23 protein-coding genes are annotated in these 24,711 nt (G+C 73.8%); 10 read left to right on the top strand and 13 right to left on the bottom strand.

Annotated elements, in window-relative coordinates; translation table 11 throughout:
• Positions 1-269 precede the first annotated feature (269 nt).
• Genes ACIP4Z_RS16520 through ACIP4Z_RS16510 form a run of 3 tightly spaced genes read left to right on the top strand, consistent with a single transcriptional unit; the run spans position 270 to position 2,424 of the window.
• Positions 270-1,472, top strand: a complete 1,203-nt coding sequence (locus ACIP4Z_RS16520; protein WP_355342412.1) for an ABC transporter substrate-binding protein — start codon at positions 270-272, stop codon at positions 1,470-1,472.
• A complete protein-coding gene (locus ACIP4Z_RS16515) occupies positions 1,469-1,993 on the top strand; it encodes a nuclear transport factor 2 family protein (protein WP_401308597.1) in 525 nt (174 codons plus the stop codon). The genes ACIP4Z_RS16520 and ACIP4Z_RS16515 overlap by 4 nt, the downstream gene beginning before the upstream one ends.
• Positions 1,972-2,424, top strand: coding sequence for a MaoC family dehydratase (locus ACIP4Z_RS16510; RefSeq protein ID WP_401308595.1), 453 nt, complete (start codon positions 1,972-1,974; stop codon positions 2,422-2,424). Before ACIP4Z_RS16515 ends, ACIP4Z_RS16510 begins: the two co-directional genes overlap by 22 nt.
• 197 nt (positions 2,425-2,621) lie before the next feature.
• Here the strand turns inward: ACIP4Z_RS16510 and ACIP4Z_RS16505 are convergent, their stop codons facing one another.
• From ACIP4Z_RS16505 to ACIP4Z_RS16450, 12 genes are all read right to left on the bottom strand, one after another.
• Positions 2,622-2,819 (bottom strand): ferredoxin, encoded by a 198-nt coding sequence (locus tag ACIP4Z_RS16505; RefSeq protein WP_188284234.1) that lies wholly within the window; start codon positions 2,817-2,819, stop codon positions 2,622-2,624.
• Between the two features lie 32 nt (positions 2,820-2,851).
• Entirely contained in the window at positions 2,852-4,084 is a 1,233-nt protein-coding gene (locus ACIP4Z_RS16500) for a cytochrome P450 (RefSeq protein ID WP_355342403.1), read from the bottom strand.
• A 401-nt stretch (positions 4,085-4,485) separates the two neighbouring features.
• Positions 4,486-5,283: a 4'-phosphopantetheinyl transferase family protein gene (locus ACIP4Z_RS16495; RefSeq protein ID WP_401308590.1), complete on the bottom strand. Its 798-nt coding sequence runs from the start codon at positions 5,281-5,283 to the stop codon at positions 4,486-4,488.
• Entirely contained in the window at positions 5,280-8,552 is a 3,273-nt protein-coding gene (locus ACIP4Z_RS16490) for a S41 family peptidase (RefSeq protein WP_401308587.1), read from the bottom strand. The genes ACIP4Z_RS16495 and ACIP4Z_RS16490 overlap by 4 nt, the downstream gene beginning before the upstream one ends.
• The gene (locus ACIP4Z_RS16485; RefSeq protein WP_355342394.1) at positions 8,549-9,133 is read right to left on the bottom strand and encodes a GNAT family N-acetyltransferase; all 585 of its coding nucleotides are present in this window, start codon (positions 9,131-9,133) and stop codon (positions 8,549-8,551) included. Before ACIP4Z_RS16485 ends, ACIP4Z_RS16490 begins: the two co-directional genes overlap by 4 nt.
• A gap of 3 nt (positions 9,134-9,136) precedes the next feature.
• On the bottom strand, positions 9,137-9,574 hold the full coding sequence (locus ACIP4Z_RS16480; RefSeq protein ID WP_401308583.1) for a hypothetical protein: 438 nt from the start codon (positions 9,572-9,574) through the stop codon (positions 9,137-9,139).
• The gene (locus ACIP4Z_RS16475; RefSeq protein WP_355342388.1) at positions 9,567-10,067 is read right to left on the bottom strand and encodes a hypothetical protein; all 501 of its coding nucleotides are present in this window, start codon (positions 10,065-10,067) and stop codon (positions 9,567-9,569) included. Before ACIP4Z_RS16475 ends, ACIP4Z_RS16480 begins: the two co-directional genes overlap by 8 nt.
• Positions 10,064-10,621, bottom strand: coding sequence for a hypothetical protein (locus ACIP4Z_RS16470; protein ID WP_391163053.1), 558 nt, complete (start codon positions 10,619-10,621; stop codon positions 10,064-10,066). Before ACIP4Z_RS16470 ends, ACIP4Z_RS16475 begins: the two co-directional genes overlap by 4 nt.
• On the bottom strand, positions 10,618-11,754 hold the full coding sequence (locus ACIP4Z_RS16465) for an acyl-CoA dehydrogenase family protein (protein ID WP_355342382.1): 1,137 nt from the start codon (positions 11,752-11,754) through the stop codon (positions 10,618-10,620). Before ACIP4Z_RS16465 ends, ACIP4Z_RS16470 begins: the two co-directional genes overlap by 4 nt.
• The gene (locus tag ACIP4Z_RS16460) at positions 11,751-12,374 is read right to left on the bottom strand and encodes an acyl-CoA dehydrogenase family protein (RefSeq protein WP_355342379.1); all 624 of its coding nucleotides are present in this window, start codon (positions 12,372-12,374) and stop codon (positions 11,751-11,753) included. The genes ACIP4Z_RS16465 and ACIP4Z_RS16460 overlap by 4 nt, the downstream gene beginning before the upstream one ends.
• Positions 12,375-12,405: 31 nt before the next feature.
• On the bottom strand, positions 12,406-12,672 hold the full coding sequence (locus ACIP4Z_RS16455; protein ID WP_188284224.1) for a phosphopantetheine-binding protein: 267 nt from the start codon (positions 12,670-12,672) through the stop codon (positions 12,406-12,408).
• A gap of 165 nt (positions 12,673-12,837) precedes the next feature.
• A complete protein-coding gene (locus tag ACIP4Z_RS16450) occupies positions 12,838-13,023 on the bottom strand; it encodes a hypothetical protein (RefSeq protein WP_355342376.1) in 186 nt (61 codons plus the stop codon).
• Positions 13,024-13,303: 280 nt separating this feature from the next.
• On the opposite strand from ACIP4Z_RS16450, the gene ACIP4Z_RS16445 reads away from it, so the two are divergent.
• A complete protein-coding gene (locus tag ACIP4Z_RS16445) occupies positions 13,304-15,160 on the top strand; it encodes a condensation domain-containing protein (RefSeq protein WP_401308576.1) in 1,857 nt (618 codons plus the stop codon).
• Positions 15,161-15,433: 273 nt separating this feature from the next.
• Here the strand turns inward: ACIP4Z_RS16445 and ACIP4Z_RS16440 are convergent, their stop codons facing one another.
• The gene (locus tag ACIP4Z_RS16440; RefSeq protein ID WP_355341381.1) at positions 15,434-16,513 is read right to left on the bottom strand and encodes a hypothetical protein; all 1,080 of its coding nucleotides are present in this window, start codon (positions 16,511-16,513) and stop codon (positions 15,434-15,436) included.
• 350 nt (positions 16,514-16,863) lie between these two features.
• On the opposite strand from ACIP4Z_RS16440, the gene ACIP4Z_RS16435 reads away from it, so the two are divergent.
• The 6 genes from ACIP4Z_RS16435 to ACIP4Z_RS16410 all read left to right on the top strand — a co-directional run bounded on the left by ACIP4Z_RS16435 (position 16,864) and on the right by ACIP4Z_RS16410 (position 24,703).
• The gene (locus tag ACIP4Z_RS16435) at positions 16,864-17,142 is read left to right on the top strand and encodes a phosphopantetheine-binding protein (RefSeq protein ID WP_355341384.1); all 279 of its coding nucleotides are present in this window, start codon (positions 16,864-16,866) and stop codon (positions 17,140-17,142) included.
• A gap of 22 nt (positions 17,143-17,164) precedes the next feature.
• Positions 17,165-18,865, top strand: a complete 1,701-nt coding sequence (locus tag ACIP4Z_RS16430; protein ID WP_401308573.1) for an acyl-CoA ligase (AMP-forming), exosortase A system-associated — start codon at positions 17,165-17,167, stop codon at positions 18,863-18,865.
• On the top strand, positions 18,862-20,133 hold the full coding sequence (locus ACIP4Z_RS16425; RefSeq protein ID WP_355341390.1) for a pyridoxal-dependent decarboxylase, exosortase A system-associated: 1,272 nt from the start codon (positions 18,862-18,864) through the stop codon (positions 20,131-20,133). The genes ACIP4Z_RS16430 and ACIP4Z_RS16425 overlap by 4 nt, the downstream gene beginning before the upstream one ends.
• A gap of 62 nt (positions 20,134-20,195) precedes the next feature.
• Complete coding sequence (locus ACIP4Z_RS16420) at positions 20,196-22,916, top strand: BTAD domain-containing putative transcriptional regulator (RefSeq protein ID WP_401308569.1); 2,721 nt, start codon at positions 20,196-20,198, stop codon at positions 22,914-22,916.
• A 103-nt stretch (positions 22,917-23,019) separates the two neighbouring features.
• Positions 23,020-23,958, top strand: a complete 939-nt coding sequence (locus tag ACIP4Z_RS16415; protein WP_355341396.1) for an ABC transporter ATP-binding protein — start codon at positions 23,020-23,022, stop codon at positions 23,956-23,958.
• The gene (locus ACIP4Z_RS16410; protein ID WP_355341399.1) at positions 23,948-24,703 is read left to right on the top strand and encodes an ABC transporter permease; all 756 of its coding nucleotides are present in this window, start codon (positions 23,948-23,950) and stop codon (positions 24,701-24,703) included. The genes ACIP4Z_RS16415 and ACIP4Z_RS16410 overlap by 11 nt, the downstream gene beginning before the upstream one ends.
• Positions 24,704-24,711 lie beyond the last annotated feature (8 nt).

Genomic DNA, 24,711 nt, shown 5'->3' with positions numbered 1-24,711 from the left:
CTGAGACCGCGCCACGCGACCGAGGCCACCTCCGGCTGAGACCGCGCCACGCGACCGAGGCCACCTCCGGCTGAGACCGCGCCACGCGACCGAGGCCACCTCCGGCTGAGACCGCGCCACGCGACCGAGGCCGGGTCCGGCCGAGGCCGCACCCTACCGAGAGCACCTCCGGCTGAGCCCGCTCGTGGCTGAGCCCGCCCACCCTCCCCGTGACGCGCGTACGCGCCGTCGCCGGCGATCCATCATTTCACTTCGTTAAGGAGCCTGTTGTGCACAGATCCCTCTTCGGCGTCGGCGTCCTGGCGCTCGCCGCCACGATGTCGCTCGCCGCCTGCGGCTCCAACGGCGGGGGCAGCACCTCCGGCGGTGGCGGCGGCAAGACCCTGGTCATCGGCTTCGCCGCCCCGCTCACCAGCGGCAACGCGGCAGTGGCCGAGCAGATGGTCAACACGGCCAAACTGGCCGTGAAGACGATCAACGCGGACGGCGGCGCGGGCGGCCGGAAGCTCTCCCTCAAGGTCTACGACGACAAGCTCACCGCCGACGAGTCGGCCAAGGTCGCCCAGCGGGCCATCACGGTCGACAAGGCCGGGGTCATGATGGGCGGCTACACCAGCATCGAGGGACTGGCGATCCGCAAGATCGTCGAGCCGCGCAAGATCGTCTTCATCAACTCCTCGACGATCTCACCCGCCCTGATGGACGGCGCGAAGTACACCTTCCGCACCACCGTCGACCAGAGCGACTACCCGGTCCAGATGATCGACCTGCTCAAGTCGCTCGGCTACAAGCACCCGGTGGTGACCGCGGACGACGGCCCGACCGGATCGACGCTGTGGAAGCCGATCGTCGACCAGGCGAAGCAGGCGGGCATGGACCCGGGCGACACCGTGCACTACACGCTGGGCGCGACCGACCTGACGTCGGCCGTGACCAAGCTGAAGGGCGAGCACCCGGACGCCGTCGTCCACATCGGCTCCGCGGCGGCCGACGCGGGACTCATGCTCAAGACGATGGCGGAGGCCGGGGTCAACGTGCCCGTCGTCGGCTTCGGCTCGCTCATCGCGCCGGACGCCCTGAAGATCGGCGGCGACGCGTACACCAAGCTCCCGGCGATCTACACGCTGGCCAACCAGCAGCCGTCCAAGCCGGAGTACCAGGACTTCGTCAAGGCGTACGCCACCGAGTACGGCGGCAGCGCGGACGCGCTCGCGCTGGGCCTGGCGGAGCAGGCGGGCGCCACCTGGGACGCCTTCACCGTCCTGAAGAAGGGGCTCGACGCCACCAACGGCGACACCGACGGGGACAAGCTCGCCAAGGCGATCGACGCCATCACGCCCTTCGCGGGCGCCGCGGGCAAGGACGGCTCGCTGATCAACTTCGGTGACGGACGCGACGGATTCAGCAAGTCGCTCGTGGCCTTCCAGTTCGTCGGCGGCAAGCCCAAGGAACTGGCGAAGCAGCCCTCGTGACCCGGCGCGACCCGGTCGACGCGCCGGGCCCCACACCCCGGGGCCCGGCGCTCGACGCCCAGGACGTCCGGCGGATCACCGCCCTGCTCACCGCGTACTGCGACAGCGTGGACACCGGTGACTTCGCGCGCTTCGCCCGCCTCTTCCGCGACGGCACCTGGCTGGGAATGCCCGGCGAAGACGTCGAGGACTGGATGCGGGAGAACGTCCTCACCTACGACGGCGCCACGCACACCCGGCACCGCGTGCACGACATCAGCCTGGCACCCGGCCGTTCGCGGGACGAGGCGTACGGGACCTGCGGCATCGAGGTCACCCAGCGGTTCCCCGGTGAGCGGGCCCTGCTCGTCACCCGCAACACCTACGCCGACCGGTTCCGCCGCGTGGACGGCCGGTGGCGGTTCGACTCCCGGACGATCACGCGGCGGCAGCCCGGCGACGACTCCCGGCACCGGCGCCGGGGGAGCGGCCGGGACGACAACCAGAAGGGACGAGGCACGTGCGGATCTTCGACGGCCTGACGGATCTGGCCGACTCCGAAGGCGAGGATCTGGGGGCCGGCGACTGGATCGCGGTCGACCAGGAGCGCATCGACGCCTTCGCCGACGTGACCGGGGACCACCAGTGGATCCACGTCGACCCGGACCGCGCGGCCTCCGGCCCCTTCGGGCGGACGGTGGCCCACGGCTACCTGACCCTGTCGCTGCTCGCCGAACTCACCACCCGGCTCTACCGCGTCGACAACGTCTCCTTCGCGGTCAACTACGGCCTGGACCGCGTCCGGTTCGTCACGCCCGTGCTCGAAGGCTCCCGCATCCGCGCCACGGCGCGGCTCGCGGAGGCCGCACGCCTGGACGCGGCCGTCCAGGTGAGGCTGGAGAGCACCATCGAGATCGAAGGGTCACGGCGCCCGGCCGCGGTCGTCACCTCACTCGCCCGCTACATCGTCTGAGCCGGGCAGCGTACGAGGCGCGGCGGACCGGGACAGGACAGCGCGATGGACCTGCGCGTCGCGCCGCACCGGCTGTGCCCCTTCTGCGACCGGCGGCGGGAACTGCCGGGCGGCCGGTGATCCGGGGGCGCTCTCTGCGGAGCGCCCCCGGATCACCGTGGCTGTACGGCTCTACGGCTTCGGCTACGGCCTACGGCCTACGGCTCGACCGTCTCGATCGCCTGCGCCGGGCAGCCCACCTCGGCCTCGCGGACGTCGTCCCACGTCGCCTCGGGCGGCTCGTCGGCCAGCAGCCGCACGATGCCGTCCTCGTCGCGCTGGTCGAAGACGCCGGGCGCGGTCAGGACGCACATGCCGGAGCCGCAGCACTTGTCGGTGTCGACGTGGACACGCATGAGGCGTTCCTTTCGTTGCGGAGCGGCGGGGTTCACCAGGCGAGCGGGAGCGCGTGCAGCCCGTAGACGGCCATCTCGTGGCGGAAGCGCAGCTCTTCGAAGGGGACGGCCAGACGCAGGCCGGGGAACCTCTGGAGTACGGCGGGCAGCGCGACGCGCAGTTCGAGGCGGGCGAGCGGCTGGCCGAGGCACTGGTGGACGCCGAAGCCGAAGGCAAGGTGGCGGCGGGCGCCGGGGCGGCCGAGGTCGAGCAGGCCGCCCTCGGGGAAGGCGTCCTCGTCCCGGTTGGCGGCGCCGATCATGCACAGGACGCCCTCGCCCGCCCGTATCCGCGTGCCGCTGACCTCCACGTCCTCGACGGCGGCCCGGCCGATCCCGTTGTGGACCACCGTCATGTAGCGCAGCAGCTCCTCGACGGCGGTGTCGAGGGCGGAGCCGTCGCCGTCCTCGTCGAGCCGGGCCGCCTCGTGCAGCCGCGCGGCCTGGGCGGGCTCGCGCAGCAGGGCGAGGACCGACAGGGAGGTCATGTTGGCGGTGGTCTCGTGCCCGGCCACCAGCAGCAGCCGGCCCATCGACGCGATCTCGTCGTCGTCCAGGACGTCCTGCTCGGCGAGGCGGCTGATGATGCTGTCGTCCGGCGCGGCCCGCTTGGCGCGCGCCAACCCGGCGAGATAGGCGCCCAGTTCGTCCTGCGCCGCGGCGACCTCCTGCGGCGGCGCGTCGGTGCGCAGCATCGTGCTGCTGCACTGCTGGAAGAAGGCGTGGTCGGCGTAGGGGACGCCCAGCAGCAGGCAGATGACCATGGAGGGCAGCGGCAGCGCGAAGTCGGCGACCAGGTCCGCGGTGCGGTCGGCGCGGGCGGCCATCCGGTCCAGCAGGTCGTCGGTGACCTGGCGTACGGCCGGTCGCATCTCGGCGACCTTGCGGATCATGAAGTCGGCGGTGAGCATGCGGCGCAGCCGGGCGTGGTCCGGGTCGTCCATCCGGATGAAGGTCGGCCGGTCGGTGGCGAGCGTCCGCAGGCCGGCCGAGAGGAACGGGAAGCCGGGCCGCCTCGCGTCCGAGCTGAAGCTCCGGTCCCGCAGCACGGAGCGGATGTCCGCGTGCCGGGTCACCATCCAGCACGACGTGCCGTCCCACAGCCGGACACGGCTCAACCCCTCCTCGCCTCGGGCCTGTTCGTAGGCGGGCGGTGGGGCGAAGGGGCACGTCCCTCGGGCGGCGGGGGCGGTGACGGCAACGGGCGGGTGCGCGGCGGTGGCCATGACGGACACTCCTGTCTTGCCGGTGCGGAAGGTGCCAGAGCGGTGCCAGGGGCAGCAGAGGTCAGTGCCTGTAGCACTAAGTGCCGTAGGCAACTAACTTGGTGTCGAGGCTAGTTCGCTCTCCGCGCTCGCCGGTAGGGCGGATTCGGGCCGTTTCACGCTGATGCGACCCGGTGGTCACGCCTTCGGTGACGGGACGTCACGCCCCGAACGGGGCGCCCGCTTGAGGTCGGCGCGGCGGCCCCGACCGGCGACGCCGCGCCGTGCCGTCGCGCACCCGCTCGCGTCGCGCCGACCGCCGCCCGGCACCGTCCGAAACGCATCGGTACGGGGTCGGGTGCGGCCATTCGGTGTGGCTGCCGTCCGTGGCTGCCGTGCGTGGCTGCCGTGCGTGGCCGCCGTCACTCCGGGAGTGTGCGCCGCCGGACGTGGGTCACCGGAACCGTCGTGGCCAGGGCCGCGCGATGGGCGGCCGGGGCCGCGAGGGGGGTGAGGTGGAGCGGGGCGCGGGGCCAGTCCCGCACGGTCGGCGCCGTGGCCAGCGCAGTGCTGACGTCGATCGCCGCGGGAGGAGCCGACAGGCCGTGGCCGGTCAGCTTCATCGCCGCCTCCTTGCGCACCCAGGCGTCGAGGAACGCCTCCGGGCGCGCGCCGGGCGGGAGTTGGTCGTACGCGGCGCGCTCGGCGGGGGTCAGGGTGAGCGCCGCGAGGCCGTCCGCGTCACGGTCCGCGTCGAGTTGGTCGAGATCCGCGCCGATCAGGCCGCTGCCGACGACCGCGATCAGCAGCCACTCGCGGGTGTGCGAGACGGAGAAGTCGAAGGCGGCGTCCGCCACTCGGGGGCGGCCGTGCCGGGGCGCGCCGCACAGCCCGCAACCCCGCTCGACGGCCACCTCGGCCGGTGGCACGCCCAAGTAGCGTCCTACGACGAGCCGTTGGGCCGCCCGCGAGGTCAGCAGCGTATCGGCCGCCGCGCCCTCACCGAGCACCTGCCACCGCTCCCGCTCCTCGGCGCCGAGCAGACCGGCCCACGCCGCGCGCCGCCGCACCGGCACCAGCCACACCTCGCAGGTCCCGGTGGCGGGCGCAGCGAGGGCCCTTCCGGCCGCGACCGGCCCGGCCGCAAAGGGGCTCGCCGCCAGAGGCGTGGGGACGAGCGATCCGGCCGCGGCCCGCCCCGCCGCCTCCGGCCCGCTCATCCGCCGCTCCGTCCCGTCGCGGCGCCGACGGCCCCGGCGTCGACCGCCCCGGCGTCGGCCGGTGCGATGTCCATGCCGGACCCGTCCGTCGACGCCGGTGCCGGCAGCACCGTCAGCAGATGCGTCACCGCCGTCGCCAACTGCGCGTCCAGGCCGGGCTGCGGCCCCGCCGGGACCACGGCGACCGTGATGTCCGGCTCGACCCCGCGGTTCTCCAGCCCCGCCCCGACCCCGCGGAAGTAGTAGCAGAATTCGGGCTGGGTGGTCACCGTGCCGTCGACCAGCCCGTGCCGCGGCCAGGTGGCGATCGTGCCGCCCCACGTCCGCGTGCCCACCAGCGTGCCCAGGCCGCGCTCGCGGAACATATGGCCGAAGATCTCGCCGTCGGAGCCGGTCTGTTCGTTGATCAGCGCCGCCATCGGACCGCGCGGCGACTCCAGCGGATACGGCACCGCGCCGCTCCACCGGCCGTGCTCGGTACCCGTGCGGCTGCGCGCGAGCCGGTCGAGGAGCAGCGGAGAGACATGGCCGCCGCCGTTGAACCGCACGTCGACCACCAGCCCCTCCCGGTCCAGACCGCCGAGGAACTGCCGTACGAAGTCCGCGTATCCGGTCCTGAACATGTCCGGCACGTGCAGATACGCGAGCCTGCCGTCGGAGACGGTGTCCACGTACGCGCTGTTGCGGGCCACCCAGTCCAGGTAGCGGGCGCGCGCCTCGCTGCGGGCCGCGCGGACCACCACCCGGCGCGGGACGGCGCCGCCGCGCAGCACGGTCAGTTCGACCTCGCGGCCCGCGAGACCGGTGAGCAGTTCCGCCGGGCCGCCGGGCCCCACGAGGTGCCCGTCGACCGCGGCGATCTCGTCGCCCGGCCGGATGTCGACACCCGGCCGGTCGCAGGGCGAGGTGGCGTCGGGGTTCCACGGGTCGCCGCGCAGCACGTGCGCGATCCGCCACCGGCCCTCGGCCTGCGGCGCGGGCTCCCAGTCCACACCGAGGAAACCCTGCGCCTCACCGCTCGGCGCGCCGTAGTCGCCGCCGCGCTCGTACGCGTGCGAGGTCGCCAGCTCGCCGTGCAACTCCCAGACCAGGTCCGAGAGTTCGGCGCGGGTCGCGACCCGGTCGAGCAGCGGCAGATAGCACCGGTGCACCGCGTCCCAGTCGATCCCCGACATGTCGGCGTTCCAGAAGCTCTCGCGCTGGAGCCGCCACGCCTCCCGGAACATCTGCCGCCACTCCGCGGCAGGGACGAACGGGATCTTGACCCGGTCCAGGTCGACCCAGCCGGTGGGCCGCCCCGGCGGGGCGATGGGCGAGTCGAAGTCCTCCACGGCCTCCTTGGGCGCGCCCGCGGGCACCACGCGCAGCCGGTGGTTGTGCCGGTAGAGCAGCGCCGTGCCGGTGCGGTCGGTGCTGATCTCGTCGACCGGCCCGAGATAGTCCTCGGTCACGTCGCCGGTCGCCAGGTCCACCAGGGTGACGCTGCCCTCCTGTTGCTGCTGCGGGTCGTCCGGCTCGGGCGCGCTGAGCGGTACCGACAGCAGCAGCACGCAGTCGGGCAGACCCAGCACCGCCGCGTAGCGGCCCTCGGGGACCGGCAGCGGGACCAGGCGCCGTTCGATACCGGTGAAGTCGATGGCGACCGGCCCTTCCGGATCGCCCTCGTCGTACCCGTCGGGGGAGTACGCGCCGCCCGCCGACTGCTGCGGCGGAGCGAACGGCGGCTGCCGGTCGGCGGTCAGCGGCACCGCGTACGGCCGGGCGCCGAAGGGGAAGCCGATCTCGAACTGGACCTGGTCGTGCTCGGGCGTCAGGTCGCGCTGTCCGACGAAGTACAGATAGCGGCCCGCCGGGTCGAAGGACGGCAGCGCGTCCCGCAGCACCGGTCGGGTGATCCGCGAGGTGCGTCCGGTGTCCACCTCGGCGACCTTGATGGCCGTGCTCCTGGGCGTGTCCGGATAGGTGTAGGCGAGCCAGCGGCCGTCGGGCGACCAGGCCAGATCCTCGATCCGCTCATGGGCACTGGTATCGAGCAGCCGCGGCTCCAGCTTCGGCCGGTCGGTGTCGACGCTCCACAGCTCCTGCCGGTTGGTGGCGAAGGCGACCTGCCCGGTGGCGGGCGAGGCGGCCAGCGCGGTGACATAGCCCAGGTCGGCCAGCGGCACGCCGAGCAGCTCCGCGCCGCCCTCCGCGGGCAGCAGCACCAGCCGCTCACCGGGCCCCGAATCGCCCGCGACCGCGACCAGCCGCTCCCCGTCGGCGAGCCAGTTCAGCAGCCGGTAGCGGACACCGTCCGGGCGCCCGTGCCGCCGTACCGGACCCGACCAGGGCGCGAGCGTGAACGCCTTGCCGCGGGCGGTGACCGCGAGGGTCTGCCCGTCGGGGCCGATCCGCGCGCCGTCCAGGAAACCGGTGGCCGACACGATACGGCGCTGGTGCTGGACGCCCGAGGGGCCCAGCTCCACCCGCAGCCGCCGCGTGCCGCCGCGCGCCGGGTCCAGCACGTGCAGGACCGCGCCGCTGTGGTAGACCAGCCGGCGGCCGTCGCTGGACAGACCGCGCGCGTAGTACTCGTCGTGGTCGGTGTGCCGGGTCAGACCCGTGCCGTCGGAGTGGCAGGAGTAGACGTTGCCGGTGCCCTCGTGGTCGCTGATGAAGTAGATCCGGTTGCCGACCCAGCACGGGTCCGCCGGATTGCCCGCGGGCAGCGCGAGCCGCCGGTACGCGCCGGATCCGTCGTCGTCCACCCAGAGTTCACCGGCCGCGCCGCCGCGGTAGCGCTTGCGGCGCGCCGGGTCGGCGATGCTCCGGCCGATCACCGAACCGCCGCCGGGCCCGTACGACACGGACGCGGCGGGGCCCGCCTCGACCAGCCGCGGCGGGCCGCCGTCGGGGTGCACGGCGAACAGCCGGAAGCCGAAGCCCTCGGGCTGGCCCGCGGTGCTCGCGTACAGGATCTCGCCGGTCAGCGGGTGCCAGCCGGTGACCGTGCACCGGCCCGCCTGGTGGGTCAGCCGGCGGACGGGACCGCCGGAGACCGAGGTCAGGCAGACCTCGGTGAGGCCGTCGGGGGAGCCGGTGAAGGCGACCTGGCGGCCGTCGGGCGAGAGCCGGGGGCCCGCGCACGCGGTCGTGCCCGCGGTGAGCCGCCGCGCGGTGCCGCCTTCGGCGGACACCGTCCACAGGTCGTCCTCGCACACGAAGACCACGGTGTCGCCCACGATCGTCGCGTGGTGCAGATAGCCGCCTTCCGCGGCGCGGGCGCTCATGACGGCTGGGACGACGTGGAGCGGATACGGGCGGCGATCGCACGGCGCCGGTCGGCGACCTGCTCGCGCCGGCGGTGCACGTCCTGCTCGCTCTCGGTCCAGTAGCAGGCGGTGCGCCACTCGCCGACGGTGTAGGAGTCGTACGCGCAGCGCACCCGGCGCTGCTCGGTGAGTTCACCGGACGACACCAGCATCGTGTTGTGCTCCAGGACCTGGTTGACGACCACCCGCATGTTCAACTCCGCGCGGATGTACGCGTGCGCGGCGGTCACGGCGGTCGCGCCGTACGGGCCCCGGCACTCCGGCAGCACGCCGAAGGACAGCTCACAGGTCTGGCCGGGCCAGTCGATCGAGGTGATCCAGGCGAAGCCGACGGTCGCGCCGCGGGAGTCGCACATGGTGAACATCCGCTTGACGTCGTGCTCACGCGTGAGGGTGCGGCGCTGGTTGGCGGTGAGCGCGTCGTCGTCGCTGACGACCGCGAAGTCGGTGAGATTCGCCTGGAAGCGCGACTCGCGCAACAGGGCGGTACGCGTGGGGATGTCGTCCTCGGTGAAATGCCGGACGGTCACGAACGGCATGGGTCAGCCCTCCTCGGTGGCGCAGTAGACCAGCACGTCGTGGTAGCCGCCGGTGTGGAAGACATGGCCGGGCAGCCGGCCGGCGCCGGTGAAGCCGCAGGCTTCGAGCGCGGGCACGGCCGGTGAGCCGTCGGGGACCTCGGCGACATACGACGTGCACCGGCGGTAGGTGCGCAGGAAGGCGAGCAGGGCGGCCAGCGGCTCCGGGTCGGCGGACGTGGTCGCGACCCAACCCTGGCGCGGCTGCACGGGGTTGGGCACGTATCCCAGCAGCACGTCCCCGGCCTGGAGCACCTGCGCTCCGGTACGGGCCAGCTCGCGGGCGAGCAGCGGGCCGTTCTGGGTGACCGGGTCGAGGCCGAGGAAGCCGCGTGCGGCCTGCGGCGCGGCGCTCAGCCGCGCGGCGGCCTCGGCGGTGCCGAGCAGGGTCAGGTCAGCCATGGCGGGTCGCTCCCCAGATCTGTCGGGCCACCGGGCGGCCGTCCAGCCACAGCGCCCGCGGGATGTCGGCCTCCGGGCTCAGCCCCGCGTCACGCAGCAGGGCGTCGCGCGGGAGCCCGTCGGGCAGCGGCACGGCCGGGGTGACCCAGCCGAAGACCCGGCTCAGGCCGAGCACCCGGAAAGCGTGGTCGAGGGCGGCCTTCAGCAGCGGCTCCGCGCTGGTCTCCGCGCCGGAGCGCAGACCGATCTCCAGCCGCGCCCTGCGGTGCACCCAGTCCAGGGCGGCGAGCCGGACGAAGCCGGTGCCGGGCACGACGCACAACTCGTCGTCCTGGCCCGGCGCTCCGTCCTCGCCGGGACCTTCCGGCGCCGGCACCCGGGCCGGTTCCGCCAGGACGGGCCTGCCGGGCACGGACAGGCCGAGCAGCTCGCCCGGCAGCCAGTGGCCGGTGAGCAGGGGCAGGTCGGCGCCCCGGTATCCGCGCAGCATCATGACGTGGGCTCCCAGATCCGGGAGAGGAAGACGGAACCGCGGCGGTGTCCGTCGTGGACGACGTGTCCGGTCAGGACGCCTTCCTCGGTGAAGCCCGCCAGGCGGGCGGCGGTCAGGCCCCGGTCGTCGAACTCGTGGACGACGACGGCCAGTCGGACCACCTCGCGCTGCCAGCGCAGCGCCCGGACCAGCTCGCGGTACGCCGACGCCCAGGCGTCCGTGCGCAGCCGTGAGGTCAGCCGCAGGTGCAGCACGTAGTGGCAGGCGTGCTCGGCGCCCATCGCCTCCAGGGCGTACAGGCCCACGGGCCGTCCGTCGGCGCTCAGCAGCCGGGTGTCCTCGTCCAGCAGGGCGAGGATCTCCCACTGCGGGCGGGTGGCGGGGCGGGCGGTGCGGAAGTAGAAGTCGGACTCGGTGAAGAGGTCGAGTACGGCGTCGTGGTCGGCCTCCGTGACCGGCCGGGCGGACCACGCGAAGGACGCGGGCGCGGGAGCTGTCGCGGGGGCGGGGACGGACGCCGTGGCCGGGCGCGCCGTCAGGTCCGTGGCGGTCATGTCCGTCCCTTCCGCGCAGCCAGGTCGTGGGTGATGTGCAGCCGCTGGATGTTGCTGGTGCCCTCCATGAACTCGAAGGCGAGCACGTCCCGGCTCCACTTCTCCAGCAGCGGGTGCTCGATCAGCGCGCCGGGGCCGAGCGCCCGGGCCGCCCAGTGCGTGGTGCGCACCGCCAGATCGGTGGTGTGCAGCTTCGCCATGGACGGCGGCCGTACGACGTCGGGCTGGAGGTCGACGGCCGCCGCGGACTCGTACAGCAGCGCCGTGGCCGCGTCGAGCCGGGCGGAGACCACCTCGTGCCCCGACCAGCCGGGACGCTGCTCGGTCACGTAGTCGCGGGTGCCGAGAGCGGTGCCCAGGGCCAGCGCGGCGATCTGGAGCCGCATCGCGTTGAAGGTCCGGCTGATCCCCCACAGACCGCGCCGGGAGGCGGGCAGGTGGGCGCCGAGCAGCATCTCGCGCGGCACGGGCACCTCGTCGAGGTCCAGCCGGCAGATCCGCGCGCCGCGCAGACCGATCATGTCCAGCGGCTCGCCGTGGAAGCCGGGCGCGGGCTGCCGGATCAGCGCGCCGCGGATGGAGAGCGGGCTGCGGCCGGTCCTGGCGAAGACCACGCCGATCGCGCCCCGGGAGGCGTTGCCGACATAGCGCTTGGAGCCGGAGAGCAGGTAACCGTCGGCGGGGTCGCCCGCCGCGTCGAACCTGCTCTCCATCGCCGTGGCGTCGGTGCCGTGCTCCGGTTCCGTCATGCCGAAGAAGGTCCAGGCGCGACCGTCGGCGATGGTGTCGTAGAACAGTTCGCGCTGTGCCTCGTTGCCCAGGGTGTCGACAGCGACGCCGGCCAGGGAGGGACCGGTGTTGGCGCTGAGCACCCCCGCGTCGCCGCGCGCCAGTTCGACGCTGGCGACCACGCGGGACAGGCAGGTGTCGGAGTAGCCGCCGTCGTCCACGGCGGAGCCGGTGCGGTAGTCCTTGGGGGTGGAGGCGGACCTGACCAGCGCCATGACGGGCAGGTCGAGGTGGGCCGTGCCGGCCGGGTCGGCGTCGACGGCCAGGGCGTGGGCGCGCAGTTCCCGGCCCGCTTCCCGGCACTGTTCGCGCAGCTCCCGCAGCGGGGTGTCGAGGGGGATCATGGCTGTACGTCCTCCCGGTCGGTCCAGCAGTCCGCCGCGAGCCGGCCGACGTACGCGGCGCGCACCGGTCCGTCGGCGAGGTAACCGGAGGCCCCGAAGAGCTTGGCGGTGTCCCAGTCGAGCGCGGTGATCCGGTCGTGCGCGTCGGCCACGGCCGCGGGGACGCGGTGGGCGACGAGCAGGAGTTGGCGTACGGCGTCGAGTGCGGTCATGACGTCGGCGACGGTGCCGAGCACGAGTTGTTTGCGGATCAGGGGCTCGCCGCCGCCCACCCGTCCGGACAGGTGGGCGACCGCGTCGTCGAGGAGCCTGCGGGACACGCCCACCCGTACCGCGCCGAGCAGCGCGGCGAATACGGTGCGGCGGTCGTCGGGCCCGTCGTACGAGGCCGGTGCGGCGGATTCTGCGGGCCGGTGGGGCCACGCCACGAAGGCGACGCCCTCCATTTCCGCGAGGCGGTGCGGCACGACCTCGGCGCCCGTGGGCACCCGGCCCGCCGGGAAAGCGGCGACGCGTCCCGCGGGAGCGCCGACCTCCACCGTGCGCAGCGCCAGCTCCAGGCCGGGCGTGAACCCGCCGTCATGGGCCGCCGCTTCACACGCCACGAGCGTGTCCCTCATCGAATCCTCCGTTGGGCCGTGCCGTGTTCGGCTAACCGGCGACCCGCGTGAGGTCCAGCCGGATTTTGATGTAGTCGGCAAAGGAGCCTGCGGACTGGAATACCTCGGGTTCGAGAGTGTCGGGGTCGACTTCGAGGCCGATGGTGTCCTCAAGGCTCATGAGGAGTTCGACAAAACGCATGGAGTCGATCTCCAGGTCTTCGAGAATCCTGGTATCCGCGCTGAATTCGGGGAGCGGCCGGTCCAGGATCACGGAGAGGGAATGCTGAAGGTGCTCGATAATCTCGGCGTGTTCCACCGGACTTTCCCCTTCCCTGGGAGAAGTGGGCCCGAGCGGTCGGCCGTCCGGCCCTGGGGGAGGGCTGCCCGCCGGCAGGGCGCCGGCCGCCTGATGGCGGACGCGGCGCCTTGCCGGCGACGGACGTCACACGGCCGTGAGCTCAGACATGTTGCAGGTCCGAGATCAGGCGGCCTTGGACGCGGCCTTCACCGCGGCCTTGACGGCCGCCTTCGACGCGGCCTTGCTCGCAGCCTTGCTGGCCGCCTTGGACGCGGCCTTGGTCGCCGACTTGTCAGCGGCCTTGACGGCAGCCTTGCTGGCGGCCTTGGACGCGGCCTTGACGGCGGCCTTCACGGCGGTCTTGGACAAAGGAACCACACCTTCCATGTAAGGAAATTCGGGACCCGAGTGGGCCCCGGATGCCGGATCTGGTTTCTCCGACACCATGAGATTCCCGGACGGCGCAACTCCCGTCAACCCTTGCCGGGTTGCACCGGGTCGAATCCCGATGGCAGCTTTTTGCCGTCAACAAGCGGCCACCGTGAAACGCTGCCGTTATTCCCGTTCGGGCCTGATGCTGGGAGGTGATTCACGGGCCCGCGCGAATGCGGCCGGGCCGGTCCCACTCACGGTTTGGAAGGAGGGCGGGATGCCCGAGGTGAGAAGCGCGGACCTCTGCTGGGGGCAGCGGTACCACTGGCTGAGGTACCAGCAGGTGCCCGCGGGCGCTCGTCACGACGCGCACATCGTCACCAACTACCCGCTGCCGCAGGGACTCTCCCTGACGGGCCTGCGGTCCGCGCTGGCCTATCTGGTGCGCAGGCACGAGGGGCTGCGCACGGTCTTCGACGCACACGCCAGGCCGGGCCCGAGACAGCGGGTCGAGCCGCCGGGGCCGATGCCGCTGCTGGTCGCCGCCACCGAGCAGGACGGTACGCCGGGACCCGCGGCGGTCATCGCCGAGATGTCCAGCACCGAGTTCGACCCGGAACGCGAGTGGCCGATCAGGGCCTGCGCGGTCACCACGGGCGGAGTGCCGCGCACGCTGGCGCTCGTCCTCAACCACACGGCCTTCGACGACTGGAGCATGCAGCTCTTCCAGCGCGACTTCGAGGCACTGCTCGGCACGCTCGCCACCGGCCGCCGGGCGCAGTTGGGGCCGGTCGCGTACCAGCCCGCCGACCTCGCGGCCATCGAGGCGCGGCCGTCGCCGGAGCGGGCGCAGATGCTGCGCTATTGGCAGCGGGCGGTATCCGAGCTGCCCGCCGACATGTTCGTACGGCGCCGTGAGCCGGCCGTGCCCGACGGCGTCGCCGCCTTCGGGGCGACGCTCACCTCGCCCGCGCTGCTCCCCGCCGTCCGCGAGATCGCCGCCCGGCTGCGGGTGTGGCCCTCCGCGGTGCACCTGGCGGCGTACGCGGTGGCCATGGCCACGTACACCGGCGAGCGGACGGTCACCCACCGCTGGCTGACCAGCCACCGCCAGGACGGACCCCGGATGTCCGTGTTGACGTGCATGTTCTCGCCGGCGCTCGTCTCGGTCGACCTCGGCGGCGACCCCGGATTCGCCGAGGTGGTCGCGCGGGTCGCCGCCGCGCTGGAGACGGCGCAGGAGCACGCGTACGCGCCGTACGACGAGATCGTGGAGCTGGTCGCCCAGGACGCCTTCCGGCGCGGCGCGCCGATCAGGACCTCCTCCGAGGTCAACTTCCTCAACCACGGGACGAAGAGCTGCGGCACCCGAAAGGAACGCCTCCTGCGGACACCGGAGCCGACCGCGTGGGCGCTGTCCGAGACCGACACCTATCTGCGGGTCGGGGAGTGGGACGACGGGGTCACCGTCGGCCTCAACGCGCGGGCCGACGTGATGGACGCGGCGGCCGTCGAGCACTTCCTGCGCGGGTACGGGCGGCTGCTGGAGGCGCACCGCGACGCGGCCGTCGACCTGCGGCTCGACGAGGCCGCCGCGCTCTTCGACTTCACCGCCCCCGCCCCGCGCCGCCTGGCCCGGCTCGGACCCGACGCGGTGGACCTGGACGCGACCGAGCGCGTGCTGCTGGCGCATCCGGCGGTACGGTCCGCGCGGGTGTCCGTGGAAGACGGCCGGCTGCTTGCCGAGGTCACCACGGAACGGCCCCTGGACGAGCGGGAGTTGCGGCTGCACTGCCTGGACACCGGCTCCGCGCTGCCCGGTGCGCGCCGCCCCGACCTCTTCCGGGTGACGGCCGGGGAGGGCGCCCGCGCGGCGCGTACGGAAGCGGTGGCCGCGGACGCGCTGGCCGCCGTCGTCGCCGAGGTCAACGGGCTGGCCGCCGTGGACCTCGACGCCTCCTACACCGTGGCGGGCGGCCGGATGCTGCGCGCGCCGCGGGTCCTGACCGAGCTGCGCGCCCGCGGCTGGGAGGGCGCCGATCTGAACCAGCTCGGCGGCACCCGGCCGCTGTCGGGCCTGGCCCACGGACTGACCCCGGTCCAGGAGCCGACCCCGGAGTTGACCCCGGCCTGACACCCTTCCGCCCGGCCGCTGTCGACCGCGCCGCCCTCGCCACGGACCACCCGCGGCGAGGGCGGCGCGGCCATGCCGGGACCGCTCCGCCGTACCGCTCGCGGCCATGTCGGGACCGCTCCGCCGTACCGCCGTTCCGCGCGCCGCCGTACCGCGCCCGTGACATCCGGGACCGGCCCGCGCACGCCGCCCCCGCAACCCACGGCGGCGGCCGACCCCGGTGGGGGTCGGCCGCCGCCGTGCGGGTCGGGGACGGGTGTGCGGGGGGCGGGTTCAGGCGGCCTCCTCCAGGGACAGGCGCTGGGCGATCTGGACGCCGGCCTGGAAGCGGCTGACCGAGCCCAGGCTGCGCAGCAGGGCCGCGATGTGGCGGCGGCAGGTGCGGACCGACATGTCCAGGCGGCGGGCCACGACCTCGTCGGTGAGGCCCTGGGCCATCAGCCGGGCGATGGAGCGCTGGAGGTCGTCGTTGATGTCCTCCGCGTAGCCCGCCTCCTCCATCGCGAAGGGTGCGGCGCCGTCCCACAGCAGGTCGAACATGTCGACCATGCACCGGATCATCGTCTCGTCGCGGACCTGCCGCGCGGTGGGCGGTCCGCCCGCCTCGCCCGCGGTGACCACCACGGCCAGCGCGCGGTCGAAGACCACCGCCGTCTGCGGCACGGAGCGGATGGTGCGGATCGACGCGCCGCGTTCCGTCAGCTTCTTGGCGCGGGCGCGGGAGGCGAAGTCGGCGCGGTCGCGGTGCGGCGAGAGCACCCGTACGTCGATCTCCGTGCCGAGCGTGTCGTAGCAGGCGTCGAAGAGGTCGTCCGGGGCGATCCGCGCGTCGTGACCGGGGCGCAGGACGATCGCCTCCGTGGCGCAGTCACCGGCCGCAAGGCGCAGCAGGCCGCGGATCTCGGCCTCGCCCTCGACGGTGTCGATGACGCCGAGCGGCCCTTCCGCGCCGCCCGGACCGCCCGCGATGGAGTCGATCCTGGCGCGCAACCGGTCGGCCAGCTCGCGCTGTTGGAGGATGGCCCGCTCGATCGGCGAGGTGAGCTGGGTCGCCGCGGAGTGCGGGTCCACCGGTACGAGACCGGTGCCGGTCGTCTCGTCGGTGCGCAGCAGCCGCAGTTCCACCAGCCGTGCGGCGGCGGCGAACACCTCCCCCGCGGACAGGCCGAGTTCGAGCGCCACCAGGTCGATCGAGCCGGGGGTGACGGCGCCGCTGCGGGTCGCGTACTGGTAGACCGCGACGAGATCGCCGCTGTCGTGGCCGCCGGCCGGGTGCCGGTCGTATCCCGCGGGACGCGGGTGTTCCGGCGGGCGGTCCGGTGTCGGCGCGAGGTCGGATATCCCCGTGAGCATGGAGGGTGCCTCCCCTTCGTGGATCAATGCGGTGCCGCGGCGGGTCAGGTTCCGTTCGTGCTCCGCCCATGGTGCGTCGGGCCGCCATCACGCCGCCCTCGTTCCGCTCACCGCCCCCTGATACCGGCTCCCGGCGCGCTATCGATCCGCTATCGGCCCACTGTCCGGGGACCGCCGCCGGGGGCCGCGCCATCGCCCCGGGAACCCGCGTCACCTCGTCCGAGGGGCCGGGCGAGAGCGCTGCGATGGCGGTTCGAGAGCGGCCGGCGGTCAAGTGACATCTGTGCGCGGGTGGGTCCCGCGCCCCGGACGAAGACGAAGACCGGATGAAGACAAGGGGACCGATCACCATGGCCGAGACGACGCGGGAGATACCGCGCACCTTTCAGGACGTCCTGCTGCCCCGCCTGCCGTACGCGGAGGGCGACGAGCTGACGGCGGACGCCGATCTGGCCGCGCTGGGGCTGGACTCGATGGGCGTCGTGCAGCTTCTCGCGGACCTGGAGGACCACTTCGGGGTGGAGCTGGACGACGAGCTGCTGACCGAGGAGACCTTCGCCACGGTCGGCTCGCTGTGGGCGACCGTCGCCGACTTCGTCACGCCGGAACTCGCGGCCGGCCATGAGTGAGCCGACGGTGAGCGCGTCGGCGGTGAGCGAACCGACGACGGGCCGGACGACAGCACAGGCCACGGCGACGAACGGCACGGCGAACGGCACGGCGACAAGTGCGCCGTCCACGAACGGCACGGCGCCCCACGGGGCGGCGGTGGCCGCCCGCCGGGTCGCCGCGCCGCTGACCCGCCTGGACCGGCTGATCGCGCGCGGCGCGACCCACCGACCGGCGCTGACCTTCAAGGACCGCACCGTCAGCTACGGCGAACTCGCCGAGCAGGTCGCCGAAGTCGCCTACGGCCTGCATCGGTTGGGCGTGCGGCGCGGCGACCGCGTCGCGGTCTACGCGGAAAAGCGCGTCGAGACCGTCGTGTCGATGCTCGCGGTCTCCGCGGCCGGGGCCGTCTTCGTCCCGGTCAACCCGCTCTTCAAGGGCCGCCACCTGGCCGGTATCACCACCGACTGCGCGGTCACCGCGCTGGTCACCACCGCCGAGCGGCTGGAGACCGTACGCGCGGCGCTGCCGCCGGACACCACCGTCCGCCACCTGGTGCTGATCGGCGACACCGGCACCGTGCTCCCGGCCGACGACCGCTGGACCGCGGTGCCGTGGGAGCGGCTGCGCGAGCACGGGCCGCTGCCGGTGCCCGGCGCCGACGCCGTCGTGGACGGCGACGTCGCGGCCGTCTTCTACACCTCGGGCAGCACCGGCGGCCCCAAGGGCGTGGTGCTCTCGCACCGCAATCTGCTCGCCGGGGCCGAGAGCGTCGCCTCCTACCTCGGGCACACCGAGGACGACGTGGTGCTGGCCGCGCTGCCGTTCAGCTTCGACGCCGGTTTCAGCCAGCTCACCACCACCCTGATCGCCGGGGCCCACCTGGTGCTCACCAACTACCTGCTGCCGCGCGAGGTGGTACGGCTCTGCGCCCGCCACGGCGTCACCGCGCTCACCTGCGTACCGCCGCTGTGGCTGCAACTGGCCGCCCAGCAGTGGCCGCGGGAGGCGACCGCGCGGCTGCGGTACTTCGCCAACACCGGCGGCCGGATGCCCCGCGCCACCCTGGGCCGGCTCCGCGAGATCTTCCCGCAGGCCCGGCCGTATCTGATGTACGGGCTCACGGAGGCGTTCCGCTCCACCTACCTCGACCCGGACGAGACCGACCGCCGTCCCGACTCGATCGGCAAGGCCATCCCCAACGCCGAGATCCTGGTGCTCCGCCCCGACGGCACCCCGTGCGTGCCCGGCGAGCACGGCGAACTGGTGCACCGCGGCGCGCTGGTGGCCCTCGGCTACTGGAACGACCCCGAGCGCACCGCCGAGCGCTTCCGCCCGGTGCCGGGCGCCGTCCCGTACGGCGGCACCGAGTTGGCGGTCTGGTCGGGCGACACCGTCTACAGCGACGAGGCCGGTTTCCTGTACTTCGTCGGCCGCACCGACGACATGATCAAGTCGTCGGGCTACCGGATCAGCCCCACCGAGATCGAGGAGGCCGTGTACGCCAGCGGCCTGGTCACCGAGGCGGTCGCGCTCGGCGTCGGCGACGAACGGCTCGGCCAGCACGTGGTCCTGGTCGTCGCGGGGGCCTGCGACACCGCCCGGCTGCACCAGGCGCTCGCCCGCGAGCTGCCGCCGTACATGCTGCCGCGCCGCACGGTCGTCCTGGACGAACTGCCGCGTTCGGTGAACGGGAAATTCGACCGGGTCGAGCTGCGCAGGACCGTGGAGGGCAACCGATGAGCGGCGCGGCACCGGGTCAGGGCGCGGAGGGCGCCGACGCTTTCGGCGGCTTCGGCCGGCACGGCCGGTTCACCGTCGTGGACGGCGAGTTGGCCGTCGGCGGGGTGCCCGCGGGGCGGCTGGCCGAACGCGTCGGCTCCACCCCCTTCTTCGCCTACGACCGTTCCCTGCTCAGCCGCCGCGTCGCGGAACTGCGGGCGGCGCTGCCCGACGGCGTGGAGCTGAACTACGCCGTCAAGGCCAATCCGATGCCCGCGCTGCTGCACCACATGAGCACGCTGGTCGACGGCCTCGACGTGGCGTCGGCCGGTGAGATGCTCACCGCGCTCGACACCACCGTCCCGGCCGAGCGAATCGGCTTCGCCGGACCCGGCAAGACCTCGATCGAGATCCGGCAGGCCGTCGCCGCGGGCGTCATCGTGGAACTGGAGTCGGCCACGGAACTGGCCCGGGTCCGGCTCGCGGGCGAACAGCTCGGCATCACCGCCCGCGTCGCCCTGCGCGTCAACCCGCCCTTCGCGGTGCGCGGTTCGGGCATGCGGCTGGGCGGCGGACCGCAGCAGTTCGGGGTGGACGCCGAACAGGCGCCGGAACTGCTCGCCGGGATCGGCGCGGCCGGGCTGGACTTCCAGGGCTTCCACGTCTTCGCCGGATCGCAGAACCTCGACGCCGAGAGCATCTGCGCCGCCCAGCGCGGCACCGTGGAACTGGTCACGGAACTGGCCGAGCACGCGCCGGGACCGGTGCGCTACCTCAACCTCGGCGGCGGCTTCGGCATCCCCTACGCCGCCCGCGACCGCGCCCTGGACCTGGGGCCGATCGGCGAGAACCTCGCCAAGCTCCTCGACACCGTCATCCGCCCCGCGCTCCCGCAGGCGCGCACCGTCATCGAACTCGGCCGCTATCTGGTCGGCGAGGCCGGTGTCTATCTGACCAGGGTCGTGGACCGCAAGATCTCCCGCGGCACCACCTTCCTCGTGGTGGACGGCGGTCTGCACCACCAGCTCGCGGCCACCGGCAACCTGGGCCGCGCGATCCGGCGCAACTACCCCATCGCGGTGGTGGGTTCCGCCGTCGCCCCGGCCACCGAGACGGTCGACGTGGTCGGCTGCCTCTGCACCCCGCTCGACCTGCTCGGCAAGGACGTGTCACTGCCCCACGCGGAGATCGGCGACCTCATCGCGGTGTTCCAGGCGGGCGCCTACGGCCTGACGGCCAGTCCGGTCGGCTTCCTCGGCCATCCGGCACCGCACGAAGTCCTGATCTGAACCCACCCGCCGCGGCGGCACCGGGCCCCGCGAGCCTCACGTTGCAAGGAAGGCTGACGGACATGGCGATCGCATCACCCCTCCCCGCCAGAGCCACGGCGGACCCCACGCCGGACCCGGCTGCGAACCCGCCCGCGGACTCGACATCGGACTCGACAACGGACCTGACGGGTGAGCCCACCGTGGACGGGCAGGCGCCCGCCGCCCCGGTGGGCACCGCGGTCCGGTTCCGGGTACTCGGCTCCCTCGAGGTGCGCGGCTCGCAGCAGGTGGCGGTCACGGCGCGGCGGCAGCAGATCGTGCTGGCGCTGCTGCTGCTGGAGACCGGCCGCGGTGTGGGACTCGAAACGATGGTGAACGCGGTCTGGGGCGGCGCCCCGCCCGCGACCGCCCGCTCCCAGGTGCAGACCGCCGTGTCGGCGCTGCGCCAGCGGATGGAGCGCGCCGGGCTCGGCAAGCGCATCCGCATGCACGGTCTCGGCTACACCCTCGACCTCGCCCCCGGCGAGCTGGACCTGCACGTCTTCGACGAGCTGGCGGCCCGCGGCCGGGCCGCCGCGGCCGACGGGCGGCCCGCAGCCGCCCGCGCCGCCTTCCGCGAGGCGCTCGACCTGTGGAACGGCGACCCGCTGCCCGAGGTCGACAGCCCCGTGGTGCAGACGAAGCTGGTACGGATCTCCGAGCGCCGCTTCGAGGTGCTGGAGGAGTGCCTGGACGCCGAGCTGCGTCTGGGCCTGCACCACGAGGTGCTGGGCGAGATCAGCGCGCTGGCCGCCGAATTCCCGCTGCGCGAGCGCCCCGCCGTGCAGCTCATGACCGCGCTGTACCGCTGCGGGCGGCAGGCCGAGGCGCTGGCCGCGTACCACCAGGTGCGGCGCACCTTCATCGAGGAGCTGGGCATCGAGCCGGGGCCGGTGCTGCTCAAGCTGGAGCTGGCCATCCTCAACGGCTCCGGCGACCTGGACCTCCCGCAGACCGCCGCCCCCGCCACCGTCAACGCGACCGCGCCGCTGCCGCTGCCGCGGATGCTCCCGGCCCGGATCACCGACTTCACCGGCCACGCCGACGTCCTGGCGGAACTGACCGACCGGCTGTCCGCGCCCTCGGCGCCGATGGCCGTGATCACCGGCTGCGCGGGCGTCGGCAAGTCCGCGCTCGCCGTCGAGGCCGCGCACGCCCTCGCCCCGGCCTTCGCCGACGGCCAGTTGTACGCGAGGCTGCCGGTCGGCGCAGGTCCCCGCGAGGTCTCCGACGTCCTGGAACGCTTCCTGCGGGCGCTCGGCTTCACCGCCGCCGCCGTACCCGAGTCCCTGGACGGCCGCTCCGCGCTCTACCGCAGCGCGCTGGCCGAGCGCCGGATGCTGGTGGTCGTCGAGGACGCCGCCGACGTCACGCTGCTGCGCCCCCTGGTGCCCGGCACCCCCACCTGCGGTCTGCTCGTCACCAGCCGCGCCCGGCTGTCCGCGCCCGCCGACACGTACACCGTCGAGCTGGAAGTGCCGCAGATCCCCGAGGCCGTGGAATTGCTCGCGGCGATGACCGGCCGCGAGCGGGTGGCGGCCGAGCCCAGCGAGGCGATCGAACTGGCCGAGCTGTGCGACGGGCTGCCGCTGGCACTGCGCGCCGCCGCCGCCCGGCTGTCCGCCCGCCCGCACTGGAGCCTGGCCCAGCTCACCGCGCGGCTGCGCGACGAACGCCGCCGGCTGGACGAGCTGTTCCACCAGGGCCTGGACGTACGGGCCGCGCTGCGCGGCACCTACGAGCAACTGGCCGCGCCCGCACGGCAGCTCTTCGCCCGGCTCGGCGGACTGCCCACGGCGGAGTTCCCCGCGTGGGCCGCGGCCCCGCTGCTCGACGTGGCGACCGCGTCGGCCGTGGACGTGCTGGAGACGCTGGTCGACGCCCGGCTGGTCGACCCGGTCGGCGGCAGCGGCGTCACCGCCCGCTACCGGCTGCGCGGCCTGACCCGGCTGCACGCCGCCGAGTGCCTGGCGGAACTGGCCGAGGACCAGGACGAGTCGGCCCCGCGGCGGCGGCTGCTCGGCGCGTGGCTGACGCTGGCCGACGAGGCGCTGCTGCGCCAGGGCGGCACCCCGGCCGCCGAACTCCACCACCCCACCCGCTGGCCGATGGAACTGCCCATGCTCCGGGCCGTGTTGAGCGACCCCGGCGAGTGGTACGGCACCGAGCGCGAGTCGCTGCTGGCCGCCGTACGGCAGGCGGCCGACGTCCACGAGACCGAGGCGTGCTGGCACCTGGCGGTCGCGGTCGGTGCTCTGGCCGCGGTCCAGCGGGCCCACGACGACTGGCGGGCCGCGGGCACCGACGCGCTGCGCGCCACGCAGCGCGCCGGGGACTCCCTCGGCGAGGCCGCCATCTTGTTCTCGCTCGGCACGCTCGACCTGCGCGAGCGCCGGTACGAGCAGGCCACCGCCCGGCTGCGGGGCGCGCTCGGCGCCTTCGAACGGCTCGGTGCCGACTCCTGGCGCGAGGCGGCGGCCAAGGCGCTGGAGCGGCTGGCCCGCGAGACCGGGGCAGCGGCCGACGGCAGGACCCCGCGTCCCGGCCGCGGCGGCGCGGGCTCGACGCCCGCGACGCCGGTCGAGACCTCCGCCTGGGGCGTCCCGGCCACCCAGCGCCGCTACGGCCTGGCCGCCAGCACCGGCGGCTCCGGCACCCCCGCGGCCCGTACCACCCCGGCCCCCCGCTCCACGGCCCCCCGCCACCGCCCGGCGGCCTCCTTCCCCACCCGCCGGCGTACCGAATCGGTGGAGGAGCAGTGACGCGGGCGCCCCACCCCGTGCGGTACGGGTGCCCCGCCCCGGCGCCCACCGGTCCTGACCACCGCGTTCTGCACTGGCAGCACACCGATTCCCAGGAGGAGCAATGAGCTTGAGGACCCCCTCGCCGCCGGCGGGAGTGCGGGACGAACCGTCGCGGAAGCCGGACCGGCAGGCCGCCAGGAGCGGTGAGGACAGCGACCGGGCCATGCTCGAAGTGACCGGACTCAGCAAGCGCTACGGCGAGGTCCAGGCGCTCGACGGCTTCGAACTGACCGCGCACCGCGGCGAGATCGTCGGACTGGTCGGCCACAACGGCGCGGGCAAGTCGACCTTCGTCGAGATCGTCTCCGGGCTCATCAGGGCCGACTCCGGCGGCGTCCGCATCGGCGGCGAGGAGCCCACCAAGGCGCGCGGGCGGATCGGCGTCTCCCCGCAGAACATCGCCCTCTACCCGCCGCTGTCCGTCCGCGAGCACATGAAGTTCTTCGGCGGCCTCTCGGGACTGCGCCGCCGCGCCCTCACGTCCGCCATCGACGAACTGTCCGCCGCGCTGCGGCTGACCGAATTCCTCGACCGCCCGGCCGGTGTGCTCTCCGGCGGCCAGCAGCGCCGTACGCAGGCGGCCGTCGCCATGATCCACCGCCCCGACCTGCTGCTGCTCGACGAGCCCACCGCGGGCGCCGACCCGGAGACCCGCCAGGCGCTGCTCGACACCGTCAAGCTCCGCGCCGCCGACGGCGCCGCCGTCGTCTACACCACCCACTACCTGACCGAACTCACCGAACTGGCCGCGACCATCGCCGTCGCCAAGCGCGGCCGGGTGGTCGCCCGCGGCACCAGCGCGCAGCTCCTGGAAGGCCTGCCCGGCGAGGTCCGCGTGGTCCTGGCCGACGGCAGCGAACTCCACGAGTCCACCACCGACCCGACCGCCGCCCTGGTGCGGCTGCTCCACGAGGCGCGGCAGCCGGTCACCTCCGTCGACGTCCGCAAGCCCGACCTCGACGACCTCTACCGATCCCTGGCGGTGCTCGATGTCGACTGAATCCCTCTACCGGTCCGGCCTGATGGCCAAGTACAACGCCCTGCTGCGGCTGCGCGACCCCGGACAGCTCATCAGCTACATCGCGATGCCGATGCTGCTGATGCTGGTCTTCAAACCGCTGTACGTGACCGCGCTCAAGACCGGCACGCTCCAGGCGGTCACCGGGCCGCTGGTGATGTTCTCGGTCTTCGCGCTCTCCATCGTGGGCAACTCGATCATGGTCGAGCGCGAGTGGCGCACCTGGGACCGGCTGCGCGTCACCCGCGCCTCACGGGCCCAGCTCCTGCTGGGCAAGGCCGTACCGGCCTTCGTGATCCTGCTGCTCCAGCAGAGCGTGCTGCTGATCTTCGGCTGCCTGGTGATCGGGCTGCCGGTCCCGCCGACCCTGGGCTGGATCATGCTGGCCGTCGCGGTGTGGGGCTTCACCCTGCTCGCCCTCGGCACGGCGCTCGCCACGGTCGTCCGCAGCCGCGGCGACCTCGGCATGGTCTCCGACCTGGGCGCGATGCTGGTCAGCGCGCTCGGCGGCGCCTTGGTGCCGGTCAGCCTGATGCCCGCCTGGGCCCAGCACATCGCCCCGGCCTCGCCCGGCTACTGGGCGATGTCCCTGCTGCACGCCGCCATCGACGGCGACGCCTCGCGGATGCTGCGCCCGGCGCTGGTCTGCCTGGCGATCGGCGTGGCCTGCGGCGCCTTCGCCACCTACCGGCTCTCTCGCGGCTGGGGCCGCAGCCACCTGCTGTGAGGAGACAT

Origin of the sequence: Streptomyces sp. NPDC088910 (genome assembly GCF_044749865.1) — a bacterium.
In the GTDB taxonomy this organism is placed as follows: domain Bacteria; phylum Actinomycetota; class Actinomycetes; order Streptomycetales; family Streptomycetaceae; genus Actinacidiphila.
The sequence above is the reverse complement of the archived record's forward strand: the minus strand, read 5'-3'. Positions and strand labels throughout refer to the sequence as shown.

Coding starts and splice junctions, on each gene's coding strand:
- ACIP4Z_RS16505 (WP_188284234.1), bottom strand. CDS start 2,819: ATGCGTGTCCACGTCGACACCGACAAGTGCTGCGGCTCCGGCATGTGC.
- ACIP4Z_RS16500 (WP_355342403.1), bottom strand. CDS start 4,084: ATGGCCACCGCCGCGCACCCGCCCGTTGCCGTCACCGCCCCCGCCGCC.
- ACIP4Z_RS16495 (WP_401308590.1), bottom strand. CDS start 5,283: ATGAGCGGGCCGGAGGCGGCGGGGCGGGCCGCGGCCGGATCGCTCGTC.
- ACIP4Z_RS16460 (WP_355342379.1), bottom strand. CDS start 12,374: ATGAGGGACACGCTCGTGGCGTGTGAAGCGGCGGCCCATGACGGCGGG.
- ACIP4Z_RS16425 (WP_355341390.1), top strand. CDS start 18,862: ATGAGCGGCGCGGCACCGGGTCAGGGCGCGGAGGGCGCCGACGCTTTC.
- ACIP4Z_RS16420 (WP_401308569.1), top strand. CDS start 20,196: ATGGCGATCGCATCACCCCTCCCCGCCAGAGCCACGGCGGACCCCACG.
- ACIP4Z_RS16415 (WP_355341396.1), top strand. CDS start 23,020: ATGAGCTTGAGGACCCCCTCGCCGCCGGCGGGAGTGCGGGACGAACCG.
- ACIP4Z_RS16485 (WP_355342394.1), bottom strand. CDS start 9,133: ATGCCGTTCGTGACCGTCCGGCATTTCACCGAGGACGACATCCCCACG.
- ACIP4Z_RS16480 (WP_401308583.1), bottom strand. CDS start 9,574: ATGGCTGACCTGACCCTGCTCGGCACCGCCGAGGCCGCCGCGCGGCTG.
- ACIP4Z_RS16490 (WP_401308587.1), bottom strand. CDS start 8,552: ATGAGCGCCCGCGCCGCGGAAGGCGGCTATCTGCACCACGCGACGATC.
- ACIP4Z_RS16435 (WP_355341384.1), top strand. CDS start 16,864: ATGGCCGAGACGACGCGGGAGATACCGCGCACCTTTCAGGACGTCCTG.
- ACIP4Z_RS16440 (WP_355341381.1), bottom strand. CDS start 16,513: ATGCTCACGGGGATATCCGACCTCGCGCCGACACCGGACCGCCCGCCG.
- ACIP4Z_RS16470 (WP_391163053.1), bottom strand. CDS start 10,621: ATGACCGCCACGGACCTGACGGCGCGCCCGGCCACGGCGTCCGTCCCC.
- ACIP4Z_RS16410 (WP_355341399.1), top strand. CDS start 23,948: ATGTCGACTGAATCCCTCTACCGGTCCGGCCTGATGGCCAAGTACAAC.
- ACIP4Z_RS16475 (WP_355342388.1), bottom strand. CDS start 10,067: ATGATGCTGCGCGGATACCGGGGCGCCGACCTGCCCCTGCTCACCGGC.
- ACIP4Z_RS16445 (WP_401308576.1), top strand. CDS start 13,304: ATGCCCGAGGTGAGAAGCGCGGACCTCTGCTGGGGGCAGCGGTACCAC.
- ACIP4Z_RS16465 (WP_355342382.1), bottom strand. CDS start 11,754: ATGATCCCCCTCGACACCCCGCTGCGGGAGCTGCGCGAACAGTGCCGG.